Source organism: Pseudomonas sp. lyk4-R2A-8, assembly GCF_030209095.1.
Taxonomy (GTDB): Bacteria; Pseudomonadota; Gammaproteobacteria; order Pseudomonadales; family Pseudomonadaceae; genus Aquipseudomonas; species Aquipseudomonas quebecensis.
Genome location: NZ_JARVSS010000003.1, coordinates 137,094 through 155,744, shown reverse-complemented (window position 1 = coordinate 155,744; position 18,651 = coordinate 137,094). Strand labels below are relative to the sequence as shown.

General features: G+C 56.3%; 12 protein-coding genes and 1 pseudogene. 10 read left to right on the top strand and 3 right to left on the bottom strand.

Annotation, left to right across the window (positions count from 1 at the left end; translation table 11 throughout):
• The first annotated feature begins 43 nt into the window (after nt 1-43).
• The 9 genes from QRN10_RS04110 (at nt 44) to QRN10_RS04070 (ending at nt 12,640) form a co-directional block, all read left to right on the top strand.
• A complete protein-coding gene (locus tag QRN10_RS04110; RefSeq protein ID WP_285427891.1) occupies nt 44-1,645 on the top strand; it encodes an ABC transporter substrate-binding protein in 1,602 nt (533 codons plus the stop codon).
• 258 nt (nt 1,646-1,903) lie between these two features.
• Complete coding sequence (locus tag QRN10_RS04105) at nt 1,904-3,532, top strand: ABC transporter substrate-binding protein (RefSeq protein WP_181080593.1); 1,629 nt, start codon at nt 1,904-1,906, stop codon at nt 3,530-3,532.
• 364 nt (nt 3,533-3,896) lie between these two features.
• Nucleotides 3,897-5,441: an ABC transporter substrate-binding protein gene (locus QRN10_RS04100; RefSeq protein WP_409567531.1), complete on the top strand. Its 1,545-nt coding sequence runs from the start codon at nt 3,897-3,899 to the stop codon at nt 5,439-5,441.
• A 170-nt stretch (nt 5,442-5,611) separates the two neighbouring features.
• Complete coding sequence (locus tag QRN10_RS04095) at nt 5,612-7,006, top strand: OprD family outer membrane porin (RefSeq protein WP_181080591.1); 1,395 nt, start codon at nt 5,612-5,614, stop codon at nt 7,004-7,006.
• A gap of 79 nt (nt 7,007-7,085) precedes the next feature.
• Nucleotides 7,086-8,681 (top strand): ABC transporter substrate-binding protein, encoded by a 1,596-nt coding sequence (locus QRN10_RS04090; RefSeq protein WP_285427890.1) that lies wholly within the window; start codon nt 7,086-7,088, stop codon nt 8,679-8,681.
• 76 nt (nt 8,682-8,757) lie between these two features.
• Nucleotides 8,758-9,768: an ABC transporter permease subunit gene (locus QRN10_RS04085; protein WP_025856266.1), complete on the top strand. Its 1,011-nt coding sequence runs from the start codon at nt 8,758-8,760 to the stop codon at nt 9,766-9,768.
• A gap of 10 nt (nt 9,769-9,778) precedes the next feature.
• Nucleotides 9,779-10,690 (top strand): ABC transporter permease subunit, encoded by a 912-nt coding sequence (locus QRN10_RS04080; RefSeq protein ID WP_003188486.1) that lies wholly within the window; start codon nt 9,779-9,781, stop codon nt 10,688-10,690.
• Between the two features lie 10 nt (nt 10,691-10,700).
• Nucleotides 10,701-11,669, top strand: a complete 969-nt coding sequence (locus QRN10_RS04075; protein WP_181080589.1) for an ABC transporter ATP-binding protein — start codon at nt 10,701-10,703, stop codon at nt 11,667-11,669.
• Nucleotides 11,669-12,640 (top strand): peptide ABC transporter ATP-binding protein, encoded by a 972-nt coding sequence (locus tag QRN10_RS04070; protein ID WP_285427889.1) that lies wholly within the window; start codon nt 11,669-11,671, stop codon nt 12,638-12,640. The genes QRN10_RS04075 and QRN10_RS04070 overlap by 1 nt, the downstream gene beginning before the upstream one ends.
• 90 nt (nt 12,641-12,730) lie before the next feature.
• Here QRN10_RS04070 and QRN10_RS04065 read toward each other — a convergent pair whose 3' ends face one another.
• Both QRN10_RS04065 and prfC read right to left on the bottom strand, forming a co-directional pair.
• Entirely contained in the window at nt 12,731-12,976 is a 246-nt protein-coding gene (locus tag QRN10_RS04065) for a hypothetical protein (protein WP_253510449.1), read from the bottom strand.
• A gap of 176 nt (nt 12,977-13,152) precedes the next feature.
• Nucleotides 13,153-13,467: pseudogene (gene prfC, locus QRN10_RS04060) on the bottom strand (peptide chain release factor 3); the annotation flags it as partial.
• 724 nt (nt 13,468-14,191) lie between these two features.
• On the opposite strand from prfC, the gene QRN10_RS04055 reads away from it, so the two are divergent.
• Entirely contained in the window at nt 14,192-16,759 is a 2,568-nt protein-coding gene (locus QRN10_RS04055; RefSeq protein ID WP_285427888.1) for a tyrosine-protein kinase family protein, read from the top strand.
• A gap of 51 nt (nt 16,760-16,810) precedes the next feature.
• Here the strand turns inward: QRN10_RS04055 and QRN10_RS04050 are convergent, their stop codons facing one another.
• Complete coding sequence (locus QRN10_RS04050; RefSeq protein WP_034111736.1) at nt 16,811-18,394, bottom strand: peptide chain release factor 3; 1,584 nt, start codon at nt 18,392-18,394, stop codon at nt 16,811-16,813.
• Nucleotides 18,395-18,651 lie beyond the last annotated feature (257 nt).

Genomic DNA, 18,651 nt, shown 5'->3' with positions numbered 1-18,651 from the left:
TCGTTCGGGCAGCTTTTATACGCCTGCCACTTCAGGAGTCTCCATGGAAAGAACCGTCTTGAAACCGCTGATCCTGGCTGCAAGCCTTCTGGCTTTCATGCCTCTCGCCCACGCTGCCAGCACCCTGGTCTATTGCTCCGAAGCCAGCCCCGCCGGCTTCGACCCCAGCCAGTACACCAGCGGCACCGATTTCGATGCCTCCGCCGAAACCGTATTTAACCGCCTGACCCAGTTCAAGCGCGGCGGTACCGAAGTCGAACCTGGCCTGGCGACAAGCTGGGAGGTGTCCAGCGACGGCCTGACCTACACCTTTCATCTGCGCGAAGGGGTGAAATTCCACACCACCGACTTCTTTACGCCGACCCGCGACTTCAATGCCGACGACGTGCTGTTTACCTTCAATCGCCTGTTGGATGCGCAAAGCCCGTTCCGCAAGGCTTACCCGTCCGAGTCGCCGTATTTCACCGATATGGGCCTGAACACCACGATCAAGCACATCGACAAACTCGACGATCACACCGTGCGTTTCAGCCTGAACAACGTCGACGCCTCGTTCGTGCAAAACCTGGCCATGAGCTTCGCCTCGGTGCAGTCCGCCGAATACGCCACGCAGCTGTTGAAGGAAGGCAAGGCGGCCGACATCAACCAGAAACCTGTGGGCACCGGGCCGTTCGTATTCAAGCGTTATCAGAAAGACTCGCAGATTCGCTACGTCGCCAATAAACAGTATTGGAAACCCGAGGACGTAAAACTCGACAACCTGGTGTTCGCTATCACCCCCGACGCCGCCTCGCGCCTGCAAAAACTCAAGGCCGGCGAATGCCAGGTCAGCGGGTACCCGCGCCCGGCCGACATCGAAATAATGAAACAGGACCCCAACCTGCGCGTACTGCAACAGGCCGGTTTCAACCTGGGGTTCCTGGCCTACAACGTGACGCACCCGCCGCTGGACCAGCTCAAGGTGCGCCAGGCGCTGGACATGGCCATCGACAAACCCGCCATCATCAAGGCGGTGTATCAGGGCGCCGGACAATTGGCGCAGAACGCGCTGCCACCGGCCCAGTGGTCTTATGACCCATCGGTGAAGGACGCGCCCTACGACCCGACCAAGGCCAAGGCGCTACTAAAAGAAGCAGGGGTTGCACCAGGTACCACCATCGATTTGTGGGCGATGACCGTGCAACGCGCTTCCAATCCAAACGCGCGCATGTCGGCGCAAATGATCCAACAGGATTGGGCCAAAGTAGGCATCAAGGCCAACATCGTCAGCTATGAGTGGGGCGAATACATCAAGCGCGCCAAAAATGGCGAGCATGACGCGATGATTTATGGCTGGACTGGCGACAACGGCGACCCGGATAACTGGCTGGGCGTGCTCTACAGTTGTGCCGCAGTCAAGGGCAGCAACTACGCCAAATGGTGTAACCCGACATACGACAAACTGGTGCAGCAGGCCAAAGTCAGCAACGACCGCGAGCAGCGCATCAAGTGGTATCAACAGGCGCAAAAAATCCTTAAGGAACAAGTACCTATAACGCCTATTGCGAACTCGACGGTTTTCCAACCCCTGCGCAAGGAGGTCCAGGACTTCAAGATCAGCCCGTTTGGGCTGACGCCGTTCTACGGGGTGAGTCTGGAGAAGTAACAACCGCGCCCCAACCGAGTGCGCTAGACGCCTCGGTGGGGCTTTTTTGGTGCGGCCGCTGCACCGAAAAAACCCTCAAAAGACGTGCAATTATGTCGAAACTTTCATAATTGCGACATTCCTGTACGTTCGTACCACTCTTTCCGCCTTGCAACTGTTCAACATCTTGCAATGGGTATGGCGCCTGCATAAGTATCCGCAGGCCGACTCACGAGGTCGCCCTCACCACCAAAAATGACAACAAATCATGAGGCCAACATGCTTAAACACGCAGTCCTTCCGCTATTAGTCAGCGCTGGCCTTATGGCCGCGGCCCCTTTCGCCCACGCGGCGGCTAACCTGGTGTTCTGCTCCGAGGGGAGCCCGGCCGGTTTCGATCCAGGCCAGTACACCACCGGAACAGACTTCGATGCTTCGGCCGAAACCATGTTCAACCGCCTCAGTCAGTTCGAGCGCGGCGGCACCGCCGTGGTGCCTGGCCTGGCCACCAGCTGGGATGTGTCCCCGGATGGCCTGACCTACACCTTCCACCTGCGTGAAGGCGTCAAGTTCCATACCACCCCGTACTTCAAGCCCACTCGTGAATTCTCGGCCGACGACGTACTGTTCACCTTTAACCGGATGATCAATAAAGACGATCCATTCCGTAAGGCCTACCCTACCGAGTTCCCGTACTTCACGGACATGGGGATGGACACCAATATCAAGAACATCGAGAAAATCGATGACCACACCGTCAAGTTCACCCTTGGCACCGTGGATGCGGCATTTATCCAGAACCTGGCCATGAGCTTCGCGTCGATCCAATCGGCCGAATACGCAGCCCAGCTGTTGAAAGAAGGCAAGCCTGCGGACATCAACCAGAAGCCTGTCGGCACTGGCCCGTTCGTGTTCAAGAGCTACCAGAAAGACTCCAACATTCGTTACACCGGCAACAAGGATTACTGGAAGCCCGAAGACGTGAAGATCGACAACCTGATCTTCGCCATCACCACCGACCCGTCGGTGCGCATCCAGAAGCTCAAGAAAAACGAATGCCAGATCACCCTTTTCCCGCGTCCGGCCGACCTCAAGGCACTGGGCGAAGACAAGGACCTGAAACTGCCGCACCAGGCCGGTTTCAACCTGGGCTACGTGGCCTACAACGTCATGGACAAGGTCAAGGGCAGCGACCAGCCCAACCCGCTGGCTGACCTGCGCGTGCGCCAGGCGCTGGACATGGCGGTGAACAAGCAGCAGATCATCGACTCCGTCTACCAGGGCGCGGGGCAACTGGCCGTCAACGCCATGCCGCCGACCCAGTGGTCCTATGACACCACCATCAAAGATGCCAAGTACGACCCTGAGAAAGCCAAGGCGCTGCTCAAGGAAGCCGGGGTCAAGGAAGGCACCGAGATCGTGCTGTGGGCCATGCCGGTTCAGCGTCCGTACAACCCGAACGCCAAGCTGATGGCAGAGATGCTGCAAAACGACTGGTCCAAGATCGGCCTGAAGGTCAAGATCACCAGCTACGAGTGGGGCGAGTACATCAAGCGCTCCAAAGGCGGCGAGAACCAGGCCATGATCATTGGCTGGAGCGGCGACAATGGTGACCCGGACAACTGGCTGAACGTGCTGTTCGGCTGCGACTCGCTGTCCGGCAACAACTTCTCCAAGTGGTGTGACAAGAAATTCGACGGCATCGTGAAAGAGGCCAAGGCCACTTCCGACGTCGCTAAACGCACCGAGCTGTACAAGCAGGCGCAACATATCCTCAAAGATGCAGTCCCGATGACACCTATCGCGCACTCGACGGTGTATCAACCCATGCGTAACACCGTGCAGGACTTCAAGATCAGCCCATTCGGCCTGAACTCGTTCTATGGCGTTAGCGTAAGCGGCAAGTAAGGATCAATAACGGCGACGCTTCATAACGTCGCCGTTATTGCATCTGCCAGGCCGGTAGGAAACAGACCACGTTCACATCCGTTGCGTCCTACAGCAACGAACTGCGATGCGCGACTCCGTTGCCTACAAGGTCAATCCGATTTGGCGCATTTACTGCGAAGTCCGCGACCCATAACGTCGTAGGACAGCAGAGATACCCATTTGGGAAAGTCACTTGCTGTGCGTGGGATCAGTGATGTTTCCCTGCCCGAAAGGCAGGGCGATTGCTCGCTGATGACAACTACAAACAAGGATCGGGATCGTCATGCGCCATACCACCGTTCTATCCGCAATTTTTGGCACCAGCCTGCTGGCCGTGGCCACGATGGGCCAAGCCGCCGACAGAAAGAGCCTGGTGTTCTGCTCCGAAGGCAGCCCGGCAGGGTTCGACACCGCGCAATACACCACCGCCACCGATAACGACGTGGCCGAGCCGCTGTATAACCGCCTGGTCGAGTTTGAAAAAGGCGAGACCAACGTGGTGCCCGGTCTGGCGACCAAATGGGATATTTCCGACGACGGCCTGACCTACACCTTCCACCTGCGTGAAGGGGTGAAGTTCCACAGCAACAAGGAATTCAAGCCGACGCGCGACTTCAATGCCGACGACGTGCTGTTCACCTTCAACCGCATGCTTGACCCTGAACATCCCTTCCGCAAGGCCTACCCCACTGAGTTTCCGTACTTCAACGGGATGAGCCTGAACAAGAACATCGCCAAGGTCGAGAAAACCGACCCGTACACCGTGGTGATGACCCTGAACACGGTGGACGCCGCGTTCGTGCAAAACATCGCCATGAGCTTCGCCGCAATCCTGTCGGCCGAATACGCCGAGCAACTGCTCAAAGAAGGCAAGCCCAGCGACATCAACCAGAAGCCGATCGGTACCGGGCCGTTTGTATTCCAGCGCTACCAGAAAGACTCGCAGATCCGTTACGTGGCCAACAAACAGTACTGGGACCCGAGCCGCGTGAAGCTCGACCAACTGATTTTCGCCATCAACACCGACGCATCGGTGCGTGTGCAAAAGCTCAAGGCCGGCGAATGCCAGGTGACCCTGCATCCGCGTCCCGCCGACGTCGATGCGCTCAAGGCCGACCCGAACCTGCAATTGCTGACCAAACCCGGCTTCAACCTGGGCTACATCGCTTACAACGTGCGCCACAAGCCCTTCGACCAGCTTGAAGTGCGCCAGGCGCTGGACATGGCGGTGAACAAGCCGAGCATTCTGAACGCCGTGTACCAGGGCGCCGGGCAATTGGCGGTCAATGCCATGCCGCCGACCCAGTGGTCCTACGACGACACTATCAAAGACGCCGCCTACAACCCGGAAAAAGCCAAGGAACTGCTCAAGGCCGCCGGCGTGAAGGAAGGCACCGAGATCACCCTGTGGGCGATGCCGGTGCAGCGTCCGTACAACCCCAACGCCAAGCTGATGGCCGAGATGCTGCAAAGCGACTGGGCCAAGATCGGCCTCAAGGTCAAGATCGTCAGCTACGAGTGGGGTGAATACATCAAGCGCACCAAGAACGGTGAGCACGATGTCAGCCTGATCGGCTGGACCGGCGACAACGGTGACCCGGACAACTGGCTGGGCACTCTGTACAGCTGCGACGCCATCGGCGGGAACAACTACTCGATGTGGTGTGACCCGGCGTACGACAAGCTGATCAAGCAAGCCAAGGTCGTAACCGACCGTGAACAAAGGACTGTTCTATACAAACAGGCGCAGCAACTGCTCAAGCAGCAGGTGCCGATCACGCCAGTCGCCCACTCGACGGTCAACCAGCCGTTAAGCGTCAAAGTCGAAGGGTTCAAAGTCAGCCCCTTCGGCCGCAACGTGTTCTCGGGCGTCAGTATTACCCCATAACAAAATAACCGGATTGCGCAGGGCGAATGCCGCCCTGCTGCAAACGTGCAGCCTTTGATTGGGATTTTTCCTACGGCAAACGTTTGCAATGGCTTGAACGAGTTACACACCAATAGCCGGTTCACCTAAAAAGACCGGCATAAAAAAAGAGAACCAAAGGAGCTTCACCCATGAAACTGAGCAGCAAAGCGCTTCTGGCCCTGGCCATCAGCAGCATCACGGCCACCGCCTACGCAGAACCGGCCAGCCAGGACTTCGTTCCGACGACATTGGCAGGCACCAGTGCGCAAAGCGAAGCCAAGGGTTTTATCGAAGATTTCACTCTGGGCGGCACCACGCGTAACTGGTATTCCCACGAAAGCAAATACCGTGGCGGCACCTTTTCCTACCAGAAGCACGGCGAAACCCGCACCGACCGTAACCGTACCAACTGGGTGCAGGGCACTATCCTTAACGCCAGCTCGGGGTTCACCCAGGGCACTGTCGGTGTCAAGACTGAAGTAGCGGTTTACAACGCGCTGGTCCTGGACCGCAGCAAGCGTGACATCAAAGGCGGCTCCAACCGCACCCTGGCCGACTCCAACGGCGACGCCGTCGACCAATGGAGCAAACTGGGCCTGGCCAACGTGCAGTTCCGCGTATCCAACACCACGTTGACCGCCGGTCGCCAGAATTTCAGCAGCGGCATCGTCGACACCATCGGCAACCGTGCACTGCCGTCAAGCTTTGAAGGTGTGAGCTTCAACAGCGAAGAATTCAGCAACCTGTCGTTCCAGGGCGGCGTGTTTGACCGCGTTTCGCCACGTACCGAGCAGAGCCTGTCGAAATTCCGCAGCGAATACGGCAATGGCGTTGAGACCGACAAAGTCTCCACTCTGGGCGTGAACTATCAGCCGCTGAAAAGCCTGAAAACCAGCTTCTTTGCCGCCAACGTGAAGGACTTCTGGAACCAGTACTACTTCGGCGCTACCCACGAACTGGGCGACGCTCAACAACTGGGGCTGACCACCGGTTTCAACTACTACAAGACGGTCGATGAAGGCAAAAAAGAGATGGGGGAAATCGACAACGATACCTTCTCCCTGTCCCTGGGACTGACTCACCAGGCACACAGCCTGACCTTCGCTTACCAGCAAGTGAACGGTAACGAGTACTTCGACTACCTGCACGAAACCAACGGCATCTACCTGGCCAACTCCCTGACCTCGGACTTCAACGGCCCGAACGAGAAGTCCTTCCAGATCGCCTACGCCATCAACATGGCCGAATACGGTGTGCCAGGCTTGAAGTTCAACGCCTACTCGGCCCGCGGCTGGGACATCGACGGCACCCACTACACCGGCAACAATGGCCGGGCCAAGTTCGCCTACGACGGCATCCAGTCTCAAGACGGCGAGAAGCATCAGGAATACGGTGTAGGCGCCTCTTACGCCCTGCAAAGCGGTCCGCTCAAAGCCACGACCGTGCGCGCGACGTATGTTGAGCACCGTGGCAGCGAGTTCCAGTCCGACGGCAGCATCAAAGAATTCCGTCTGGTCACCACCATCCCATTCAACATTCTTTAATCAGCACCAGGTAGACGGCAGGCTCAGGACGAGCCTGCCGTCCACGTTGTCTGGTCCCATCGATTGCAGAGGGCTCTTAATGAAAATGCTCCCGCTACAAGCTGCCGTTGCCGCCGCGCTGTTAAGCGTGGCCATCGGTGTATCGGCCAAACCCCTGGTGGTCTGCACCGAAGCCAGCCCGGAGGGTTTTGACCCGGTCCTGTACACCACCGCCGTCACCGCTGACGCTGCGGCCGAAACCATGTTCAACCGTCTGGTGGACTTCAAGCCCGGTACTACCGAAGTGGTGCCTGCACTGGCCAAATCCTGGGAAATCAGTGACGACGGCCTGACCTACACCTTCCACTTGCGCGACGACATCAAGTTCCATACCACCGACTACTTCAAACCCACGCGCAACCTGAATGCCGACGACGTACTGTGGAGCTTCCATCGCCAGATGGACCCGAAACACCCTTGGCATAACAAGTCCGCCACCGGGTTCCCCTATTTTGAAAGCATGGGCTTCAAGGAACTGCTCAAAAGCGTCGAGAAGACGGACGACCACACTGTGGTCTTCACGCTGACTCGTCCTGAAGCGCCGTTCCTGGCCGATGTCGCAATGCCCTTTACCGCTATCCACTCCGCCGAATACGCCGACAAACTGCTGGCCGCCGGCAAGACCGATGAGCTGAACAGCAAGCCGATCGGCACCGGCCCGTTCATCTTCAACCGCTACGCCAAGGACGCCCAGGTGCGCTTCAAGGCCAACCCGGAATACTTCCGTGGCAAACCACCGGCCGATCCGCTGATCCTGGCGATTACCACCGACAACAACGTGCGCCTGCAAAAACTCAAGGCCAATGAGTGTCAGATCGCGCTGTATCCCAAGCCCGATGACGTGCCGAGCGTGAAGGCCGACCCGAACCTGAAAGTGGCGGAACTGGCGGCGATGACCACCGCGTACACCGCCCTGAACACCACCCACAAGTACATGAGCGACGCGCGGGTGCGCCACGCGATCAACATCGCGTTCGATAAGAAAGGCTACAACGAATCCCTGTATGGCAAAGGCAACGCCATCGACGCAACCGGCCCGTACCCGCCGACCCTGCTGGGCTTCAACGATAAGCTGAAGAACCCTGAGCGCGACCTGGACAAGGCCCGCGCCCTGCTCAAGGAAGCCGGCGTGCCGGAAGGCACCGAGTTCACCTTGTTCACCCGTAACGGCGGCGGCCCGACCAACCCCAACCCGATGCTCGGCGCCCAGCGCATGCAGGCGGACCTGGCGCAGATCGGCCTGAAAGTGAACATTAAAGTCATGGAATGGGGCGAGATGCTCAAGCGCGCCAAGGCCGGCGAGCACGATATGGTGTCCGCGGGCTGGGCCGGCGATAACGGTGACCCGGATAACTTCCTCACGCCAAACCTGAGTTGCGATGCAGCGAAAAACGGCGAAAACTACGCCCGCTGGTGTAACAAAGAGTTTCAGGCTTTGATCGACAAGGCCCGCGCTGACGCTGAACCCACTGAGCGCGCCGCACTCTATGAACAAGCCCTGGATGTTTTCGAGAAAGACCAGCCGTGGATTCCAATGGCCTATCCGAAAATGTTTACCGCCATGCGTAAAAACGTCGAAGGCTTTACCCAAAGCCCTCTGACCACTAATAACTTCGCCACCACCCAGGTGAAGTAAATAAGAAAAACGCTCGGCACCGTCGACATGGGCGGTGCCGAACCTGCCTAACCGGCTGATTGAGGTACACAACAAGATGTTTAGTTTTATTGCCCGCCGACTGGGGTTATTGATCCCCACGTTCTTCGGCATCACGTTGCTGACGTTTGCGTTGATACGCATGATTCCCGGCGACCCCGTAGAAGTCATGATGGGCGAACGCCGCGTCGACCCCGAGATGCACGCACAGGCAATGGAACGCCTTGGTCTTAACAAGCCGTTGTATGCGCAATACCTGGACTATGTCGGCAAGCTCGCCCAGGGCGACCTTGGCGAATCCCTGCGCACCCGTACCAGCGTGTGGACCGAGTTCACCGCCCTCTTCCCCGCGACCCTGGAACTGTCCATGGCCGCCCTGTTGTTCGCCGGTATCCTGGGCCTGTTGGCCGGGGTGATCGCGGCACTCAAGCGAGGATCCCTGTTCGACCATGGGGTGATGGGCATCTCCCTGGCGGGGTATTCGATGCCGATCTTCTGGTGGGGCCTGATCCTGATCATGTTCTTCTCGGTGAGCCTGGGCTGGACCCCGGTTTCCGGGCGCATCGACCTGCTCTACGACATCGAGCCGCGCACCGGCTTCATGCTGATCGACACCCTGCTGGCCGACGAGCCGGACGCGTTCTTCGACGCCCTGCACCACCTGATCCTGCCGGCCATCGTGCTCGGCACCATTCCGCTGGCGGTGATCGCGCGGATGACCCGTTCGTCGATGCTCGAAGTGCTGCGCGAAGACTACATCCGCACCGCCAAGGCCAAGGGCCTGTCGCCGACGCGCGTGGTGTTCGTACACGGCCTGCGCAACGCGCTGATCCCGGTATTGACCGTGGTCGGCCTGCAAGTCGGCACCCTGCTGGCCGGCGCGGTCCTGACCGAAACCATCTTCTCGTGGCCCGGCATCGGCAAATGGCTGATCGAAGCCATTGGCGCGCGGGACTACCCGGTGGTGCAGAACGGCATCCTGCTGATCGCCTGCCTGGTGATCCTGGTGAACTTCGTGGTGGATATCCTCTACGGCTTCGCCAACCCACGCATCCGTCACCAGCGCTGAGATCATGACCATGACCACACCTACTCAAGTGTCAGCAGTCGATCAAAGCCTGCTGTACCCGTCCCCGTACAAAGAATTCTGGCAAGCCTTTTCCAAGAACAAAGGCGCGGTGGCCGGCCTGCTGTTCATGTTGCTGATTGTGTTCTGCGCGATCTTCGCCCCGTGGGTTGCGCCGCATAACCCCAGCGAGCAATACCGCGACTTCCTGCTCACCCCGCCGGCGTGGCTGGAAGGCGGGCAGATGCAGTTTCTGCTGGGCACCGACGAACTGGGCCGTGACCTGCTCTCGCGTCTGATCCAGGGTTCGCGCCTGTCGTTGCTGATCGGTTTGTCGTCGGTGGTGATGTCGCTGATCCCGGGCATCCTCCTGGGTCTGTTTGCCGGGTTCTTCCCGCGCCTGCTGGGCCCGACCATCATGCGCCTGATGGACATCATGCTGGCGCTGCCGTCGCTGCTGCTGGCGGTTGCCATTGTCGCCATCCTCGGCCCTGGCCTGATCAACACCGTGATCGCTATCGCCATCGTGTCGCTGCCGTCCTACGTGCGTCTGACCCGCGCTGCCGTGATGGGCGAACTGAACCGTGACTACGTGACCGCCGCGCGCCTGGCCGGTGCCGGCCTGCCGCGCCTGATGTTCATCACCGTGCTGCCCAACTGCATGGCGCCGCTGATCGTACAGGCCACCCTGAGTTTCTCCTCGGCGATCCTCGATGCCGCGGCCCTGGGCTTCCTCGGCCTTGGCGTACAACCGCCGACCCCGGAGTGGGGCACCATGCTGGCTTCGGCCCGTGACTACATCGAACGCGCCTGGTGGGTGGTGAGCCTGCCTGGTTTGACCATTTTGCTCAGCGTGCTGGCAATCAACTTGATGGGCGACGGCCTGCGCGATGCGCTGGACCCGAAACTCAAGAACGCCGCCTGAGGAGATTCCCATGTCACTGTTAGAAATCAAGAATCTCAACGTACGCTTCGGCGACGCAACCGCCGTGCCGGTGGTCGACGGCCTCGACCTGTCCGTGGACAAAGGCGAAGTACTGGCCATCGTGGGCGAGTCGGGTTCGGGTAAATCCGTGACCATGATGGCGCTGATGGGCCTGATCGAGCACCCCGGTATCGTCACCGCCGATGCGCTGACCTTCGACGGCAAGGACATGCTCAAGCTGAGCAACCGTCAACGTCGCCAGATCGTCGGCAAAGACCTGGCGATGGTGTTCCAGGACCCGATGACCGCGCTGAACCCCAGCTACACCGTGGGTTTCCAGATCGAAGAAGTGCTGCGCCTGCACCTGAAAATGTCCGGCAAACAGGCACGCAAACGCGCCATCGAGCTGCTGGAAAAAGTCGAAATCCCAGGCGCCGCCAGCCGTATGGATGCCTACCCGCACCAGTTGTCCGGCGGTATGAGCCAGCGCGTGGCGATTGCCATGGCGATTGCCGGCGAGCCGAAACTGCTGATCGCCGACGAACCGACCACGGCGCTGGACGTCACCATTCAAGCGCAGATCATGGACCTGCTGCTGGCCCTGCAAAAAGAGCAGAACATGGGCCTGGTACTGATCACCCATGACCTGGCAGTGGTGGCCGAAACCGCCCAGCGCGTATGCGTGATGTATGCCGGCCAGGCCGTGGAAGTCGGCCAGGTGCCGCAACTGTTCGATATTCCCGCGCACCCTTACAGCGAAGCGCTGCTCAAGGCGATCCCCGAGCACAGCCTGGGCGCCACGCGCCTGGCAACACTGCCCGGCATCGTGCCTGGCCGCTACGACCGTCCGCAGGGTTGCCTGCTGTCGCCGCGCTGCCCATACGTGCAGGAAACCTGCCGCGCCCAGCGCCCGGGCCTCGATCCAAAAACCAACAGCCTCGCGCGTTGCTTCTACCCCTTGAACCAGGAGGTGGCGTAATGGCCGTCGTTCTTACTGCCCGCGACCTGACCCGTCACTACGAAGTGTCCCGTGGCCTGTTCAAGGGCCACGCCACCGTGCGGGCCCTCAATGGTGTGTCGTTCGAACTGGAAGCCGGCAAGACCCTCGCCGTGGTCGGCGAGTCGGGTTGCGGCAAGTCCACCCTCGCCCGCGCACTCACGCTGATTGAAGAGCCGTCGTCGGGCTCGCTGAAAATCGCCGGCCAGGAAGTCGCCGGTGCCGACAAGGCCCAGCGCAAGCAATTGCGCAAAGACGTGCAGATGGTGTTCCAGAGCCCTTACGCCTCGCTGAACCCTCGACAGAAAGTCGGCGATCAACTGGCCGAGCCATTGCTGATCAACACCAACCTGTCCGCCGCCGAACGCCGCGAGAAAGTGCAGGCGATGATGAAGCAAGTGGGCCTGCGCCCCGAGCATTATCAGCGCTACCCGCACATGTTCTCCGGTGGCCAGCGCCAGCGCATCGCCCTGGCCCGCGCCATGATGCTGCAACCCAAAGTGCTGGTGGCGGATGAACCTACCTCCGCACTGGACGTATCGATCCAGGCCCAGGTGCTCAACCTGTTCATGGACCTGCAGCAGGAGTTCAACACCGCCTACGTGTTCATCTCCCACAACCTGGCGGTGGTGCAGCACGTCGCCGATGACGTGATGGTGATGTACCTCGGTCGCCCGGTGGAAGTCGGCCCCAAGGCAGACATCTACGCGCGCCCGCTGCACCCGTACACTCAGGCGCTGCTGTCGGCCACGCCGACCATTCATCCGGATCCGAACAAACCGAAGATCAAAATCGTCGGCGAGTTGCCCAACCCCTTGAACCCGCCGCCGGGTTGCGCGTTCCACAAGCGCTGCCCGTACGCCACCGAGCGCTGCAGCACCGAGGAGCCGCAATTGCGGCCGTTGGATAACCGTCAGGTGGCTTGCCACTATGCGGAACAGTTCGTCGCCTGAGCGCGCCGGACCGATCAGTAGCAGAGTTTCACAGCCCTTCCCATCAGGTTGCGCATCAGCCTGGCGGGAGGGGCTTTCTTTTGGGCAACGCTAACTGTCGCCATCGTCGTAGGTTTCGCTGTCTTCCCCCTCGTTATAGGGGTTTTCTGCGTCCTCTTTGGGAGCGGGTTGGGCCTGGGGTTGCCAGCCGCCGGAATTGACCTCTTTCTGTTTTTTCTTGGTGACAGGGCCGGTGTCTTTCCACTGGGGCGTGCCTGCGTCAGCCAGTGCCGGGAGGGTCGTCAGCCACAGGGCGGCCAGCAACAGCAGGGATAGGGCGCGTTGAGCCTTTGGCACGGTGGTCTCCTTGACAGTCGATGGGTAAACGCTAGACCCGATGCCGGATTCTCGCCAATCCCATGCCTGGTGGAGAAGTAAATGTGGAGGGGGCTTGCCCCCGATGGCAGTGTGTCAGCCAGTACATTCAGAGCTGACACTACGCTATCGGGGGCAAGCCCCCTCCCACATGTTGTTTAGTGGTGCTCGCGGGTCGCGCGGAATTTCACGTCCGGCCAGCGTTCTTCCATCAGCGCCAGGTTGACGCGGGTCGGGGCCAGGTAGGTCAGGTGCCCACCGCCGTCGAGCGCGAGGTTTTCCACGGCCTTGTTGGAGAACTCTTCCAGCTTCTTCTTATCGGCGCATTCGATCCAGCGCGCGGAGTACACGGTGATCGGCTCGTACGAGCACTCCACCTTGTATTCCTCTTTCAAGCGGCTGGCGACCACATCGAACTGCAGCACACCGACGGCGAAGAGTATGATGTTGTTGCTGCGCTCGAAAAACATCTGAAAATCTGTCTATTAGAGAGTCTCCAATAGTTAAACCCTATTACACAAACTAAGACTTTTCGCAAAAAAAGTACCTTCCCTTTACAAACACCACCCCTAAACAAAGCCAAACACGTTGTAAAAAACACAAGTCCAAAACCTTCACATAAAACCAGCACAATACAAACACACATTATCCAGACACAAACGAATAACTTAAGGCACCAAAGCATAAAACCACAAACACTCCTCCTATGAGTATCTTGGCAAACCTAGTACAAGCCTGTAACATAAATACCCTAACGCTCAAAAATGCCGGACAGGAGTCATTCGTGGCACATATCCAAAACATTACAGAATTCAAGAAGGCGTTTTCATGTGGCAGCGATCTAGTCGAAAGCTACTGCCGGCTAATCGCCATCGAATTAAGACTTTCTGACATAAAGCCATTAAAGTCTCATGACATAATAAACAAATTACAAAATTTGTCCAAGAGTGCTGCTGGAGGCCCACACTCAGGTGCTCTAAGCTCAAGAATTTCAGAGTTGACCACTGCATTCAATAACATATATGTCGAATCGATAAAAGGGACTGGAACACTCTCGCTAGGGTCATACCCAAATATCAGATACATTCGTTTCGTTAACGACTGGCCTTCCCTCATTACTGACCACTCCAAGGTTGCCGAATTAAACAATGTTGCGAAAAGCACATTACAGACACTTAAAGCTTTAGGGAAATCCATATGAAAACCCTATCAGAACTTTTCAAAAAGATCCGCGAAACTTATCCAAGCGCCAGCATAAGCTTTAATTATCCGACAATCTACATAATAGTTTCGCATGCAGACTTCAGTGGCATAGAGGAAAACCGACGCCTTCCATTGCTTATGGAAAAATGCTTCATTTCAGAAACTGAACTACTAAGAATTATACACAGCAGTGCTTCACAAATACTTTTACTTACAGATGAAGAGCTAGAAAGCGATTACAGCTTTCTACTAAATAACAAATTAAACAACCACTGGCTTTCACAACACAATAGCTGTTTCAAAGAAAATATAAAACATGAGAACACTAAAAACACCAATACAATACATTTTTACGGACAAAAAGGCGGACAAGCACGTTCGTCTGTTGTAGGTGCTCTTGCGAGGGATCTCGCTGATAATGGACATAAAGTTCTTATTATAGACGCTGACATTGAAGCACCAACCCTACACACAATTTTCGGCATAGAACAAATCGAAATTGAAAACTCCTTAATGGGGTATGCAGGATGGGCAGCGGAACCAAGCTACACCTCCAACCCTACAATACCAGGTGTATACTTTATTGGGTGCCGGCCTACCAATGAAGACTGGGAGATGGATTATGAAGCTTTTTCCTTACGTTGTAGCTTAGATCCAAAATCTCTTGCTGATATTTTTACAAAAATCTTTCAGATTGATAATGTGCAAAACGGTGAGTTTGACACAATTTTAGTTGATCACCGTACAGGGGCTACTACATCTGTCATTCCAATCATTAGTACCATCCCCGGCCCTTGCGTAATTTTCAGTCGCCCCGACAATCAAACAAACTGGATGCAAGGGATTAGAACACTACTATCTTTCAATCCCAAAAATCCTGGCGCGTACGTTTCCTTTTCGTTAGACAATCTAAAAAAGAAAGGCAATACAACTGAGGCCGAAGCTGAGTTCAAGGAGAAATTGCTTGAAATATTATCAGAGGCTTTAGTCATAGATGCAGAAGATCCTGAACCGCTTCCTACTGATGAACTCGAACGCTATTATATTCCTTGGATTTATGACCGTGCCTTCTTCAACAGCTCGCTTCCAAAAATATCCCAGCTCCAGACAGAAAACATATACGCCATTAGTCAACTAAAGGAAATTCTTGGAATAAACAAACCGACGGCGAAAACGCCCGCGCCCGACATTGCCACACAAAGCAAGACATCATCCTCAGGCATCATAGATGAAACTTGGTTTGTAGAGTCTGACATGACCAGGTCGATTCTTCAGCAGGATTCGAATCTTAATTATATATTCGGGCGAAAAGGCACAGGCAAAAGTCGGCTTTTCAAAGAGTCTGTAGAGCGCGGGATTGGCCTACCTCTATTATCGCCAAGTGAGTACGGCGAAATAGATGCCAACATACCAAATAGCTCGGACACTTATATAAAGGCGATCCTAAGCAATACAAATGAAGACTACGAGGTTTTCTGGTGGGCATTAATTGCTGCTCGACTAGAGGCTGAGCGATCTAACTCTCAATATAAAACCATACTTCAAGGATATGCCAGACTTGGATTCCAAGAGCTATCACAAATTGCCTCGCCTTTACAGGTAGTAGACAAACTTAGAAATCGAAAAATAAACCTGCTCGTAGACGGGCTGGAAACGGCCGTACCGTCAACAAAACTGAAGAGATTTGTTGAAGGCATTCTATTATGTATGAATACGGTACAAAACAGCAGTGATTTTCGCCAAAGATTGAGCATCAGGTTATTTATACGTGTCGACTTAGCGATTGGAAGTCAAAATATTGAGCAGCAGACCTCAGGCAGAAAAATCGATTTGTACTGGGACGAACAAGCTCAGATGAACTATGCACTGGCATGCATAGCGTCAAACTCATGGGTTCAGAAAAAATTCCCAGATACAATAAAGAAAATCGAACTACACAAACAAGAAATTTGCTTAGGCAAACTACTAACGGAAGACTGTGAAACATTTTTACTTCAAATATTCCCTGACAACTTGCGCAGAAGCAACATTAAAACAATCACATTTATAAAAACATATTTTCGCGATGCATCCTCACAGGACAATGAACATCTAGCAACATTCTACCCAAGGCTTTTTTTAAATTTTATTACATCGCTATTCTCTCACCTTGAGAAACTAACGAACCCTATTGATGAAAATGGAAAAATAGTCCAGTCATCTATTTTCGAGTCATATGATACGGCAGCAACAAACTTTATAAATGATGCCAAACAAGAGTTAGCTCATGCAATCACGTTAGATCCTGAGCTTTCAGAAAACCTTAGACAGGTCAATCTTCTACTAGATGCACTGAAGGGTAAGGCGACACCGTTTACACTTGACTCGCTCGCACAGAAAATTTGCAGCGACATCGGGTCATCCATAACTGAAGAGGCCATTAAAAGTGCACTTAGAACAATGAAAGACATGGGCTTCTTCGAACAAACACCAAAAGACGTTTCAAAATGGCGAGCTGGCCGAGTCTATAAGTCCGCATTAAAAATGAAATTTGTTCGAGGGATTAAGGCGAAAGAAAGTTAAGTAAAGAGGGTGAAGCCATGACAGCTTCGCCCTTTATCCACCTCTCAGGCCTTAATGATGCTCGCGGGTCGCGCGGAATTTCACGTCCGGCCAGCGTTCTTCCATCAACGCCAGGTTGACGCGGGTCGGGGCCAGGTAGGTCAGGTGCCCACCGCCGTCGAGCGCGAGGTTTTCCACGGCCTTGTTGGAGAACTCTTCCAGCTTCTTCTTATCGGCGCATTCGATCCAGCGCGCGGAGTACACGGTGATCGGCTCGTACGAGCACTCCACCTTGTATTCCTCTTTCAAGCGGCTGGCGACCACATCGAACTGCAGCACACCTACGGCGCCGAGGATGATGTCGTTGCTGCGCTCGGGGAAGAACACCTGGGTGGCGCCCTCTTCCGCCAGTTGCTGCAAGCCTTGGCGCAGTTGCTTGGATTTGAGCGGGTCGCGCAGGCGCACGCGGCGGAACAGTTCCGGGGCGAAGTGCGGGATACCGGTAAAGCCCAGCGCTTCGCCTTCGGTGAAGGTGTCGCCGATCTGGATGGTGCCGTGGTTATGCAGGCCGATGATGTCGCCGGCGTAGGCTTCTTCGAGCTGTTCACGCTCGGAGGAGAAGAACGTCAGGGCGTCGCCGATGCGCACGTCCTTGCCGGTGCGCACGTGGCGCATCTTCATGCCTTTTTCGTATTTGCCGGAGCAGATGCGCATGAACGCGATACGGTCGCGGTGCTTGGGGTCCATGTTCGCCTGGATCTTGAACACGAAGCCGGTGAATTTCTCTTCCACCGGTTCCACGGTACGTTCGTTGGCCACCCGTGGCAGCGGGCGCGGGGCCCAGTCCACCACGGCGTCGAGCACATGGTCGACGCCGAAGTTGCCCAGGGCGGTCCCGAAGAACACTGGGGTCAGCTGGCCGTCGAGGAATTCCTGTTGGTTGAATTCATGGCAGGCGCCCTGCACCAGCTCCAACTGATCGACGAAGCGGTCGTACTCGTCACCCAGGTGGGCGCGGGCTTCGTCGGAGTCGAGTTTTTCGATGATCTTGGTTTCGGTGCGTTCATGCCCGTGGCCGGCGGTGTAGACGATGATGTAATCGTCGGCCAGGTGATACACGCCTTTGAAGTCGCGGTAGCAACCAATCGGCCAGGTGATCGGCGCGGCCTTGATCTTCAATACGGCTTCGATTTCGTCGAGCAGCTCGATCGGGTCGCGGATATCGCGGTCGAGTTTGTTGATAAAGCTGACGATCGGCGTATCGCGCAGCCGGCACACGTCCATCAGCGCGATGGTGCGCGGCTCGACGCCCTTACCGCCGTCCAGCACCATCAGCGCCGAGTCCACCGCGGTGAGGGTGCGGTAGGTGTCTTCGGAGAAGTCTTCGTGGCCCGGGGTGTCGAGCAGGTTGACCATGTGGTCGCGATACGGGAATTGCATGACCGACGTGGTAATGGAGATACCCCGTTGCTTTTCCATTTCCATCCAGTCGGAGGTGGCATGGCGGTCGGATTTGCGCGATTTCACCGTGCCGGCCACTGCGATTGCCTTGCCCATCAGCAAGAGCTTCTCGGTGATGGTGGTTTTACCGGCATCGGGGTGGGAAATAATGGCGAAAGTGCGGCGTTTCGCGACTTCGGCGGCCTGGTGGGTCATGGGAAATCGCCTGGCAGGTGAGTCAAAAAAGGGCGGCGAGTATAGCGCAAACCCAAGGTGACGGACCACCGTTCACCCGATCAGGGGTGGCTAAATGGTGCCAAGTGTGGAACCTTTTAAAAGGTGCAGACGTCCACTCCCCTGCTATCGCACTCGTAACAGGGGCTGAAAAATCAGCAAGTTAGCCTGACGAGGCTGCGCTTATGGCTCGAACTCATACCGCTTTTGACGGTATTGGCGAGCTGCATTTCGCGTTC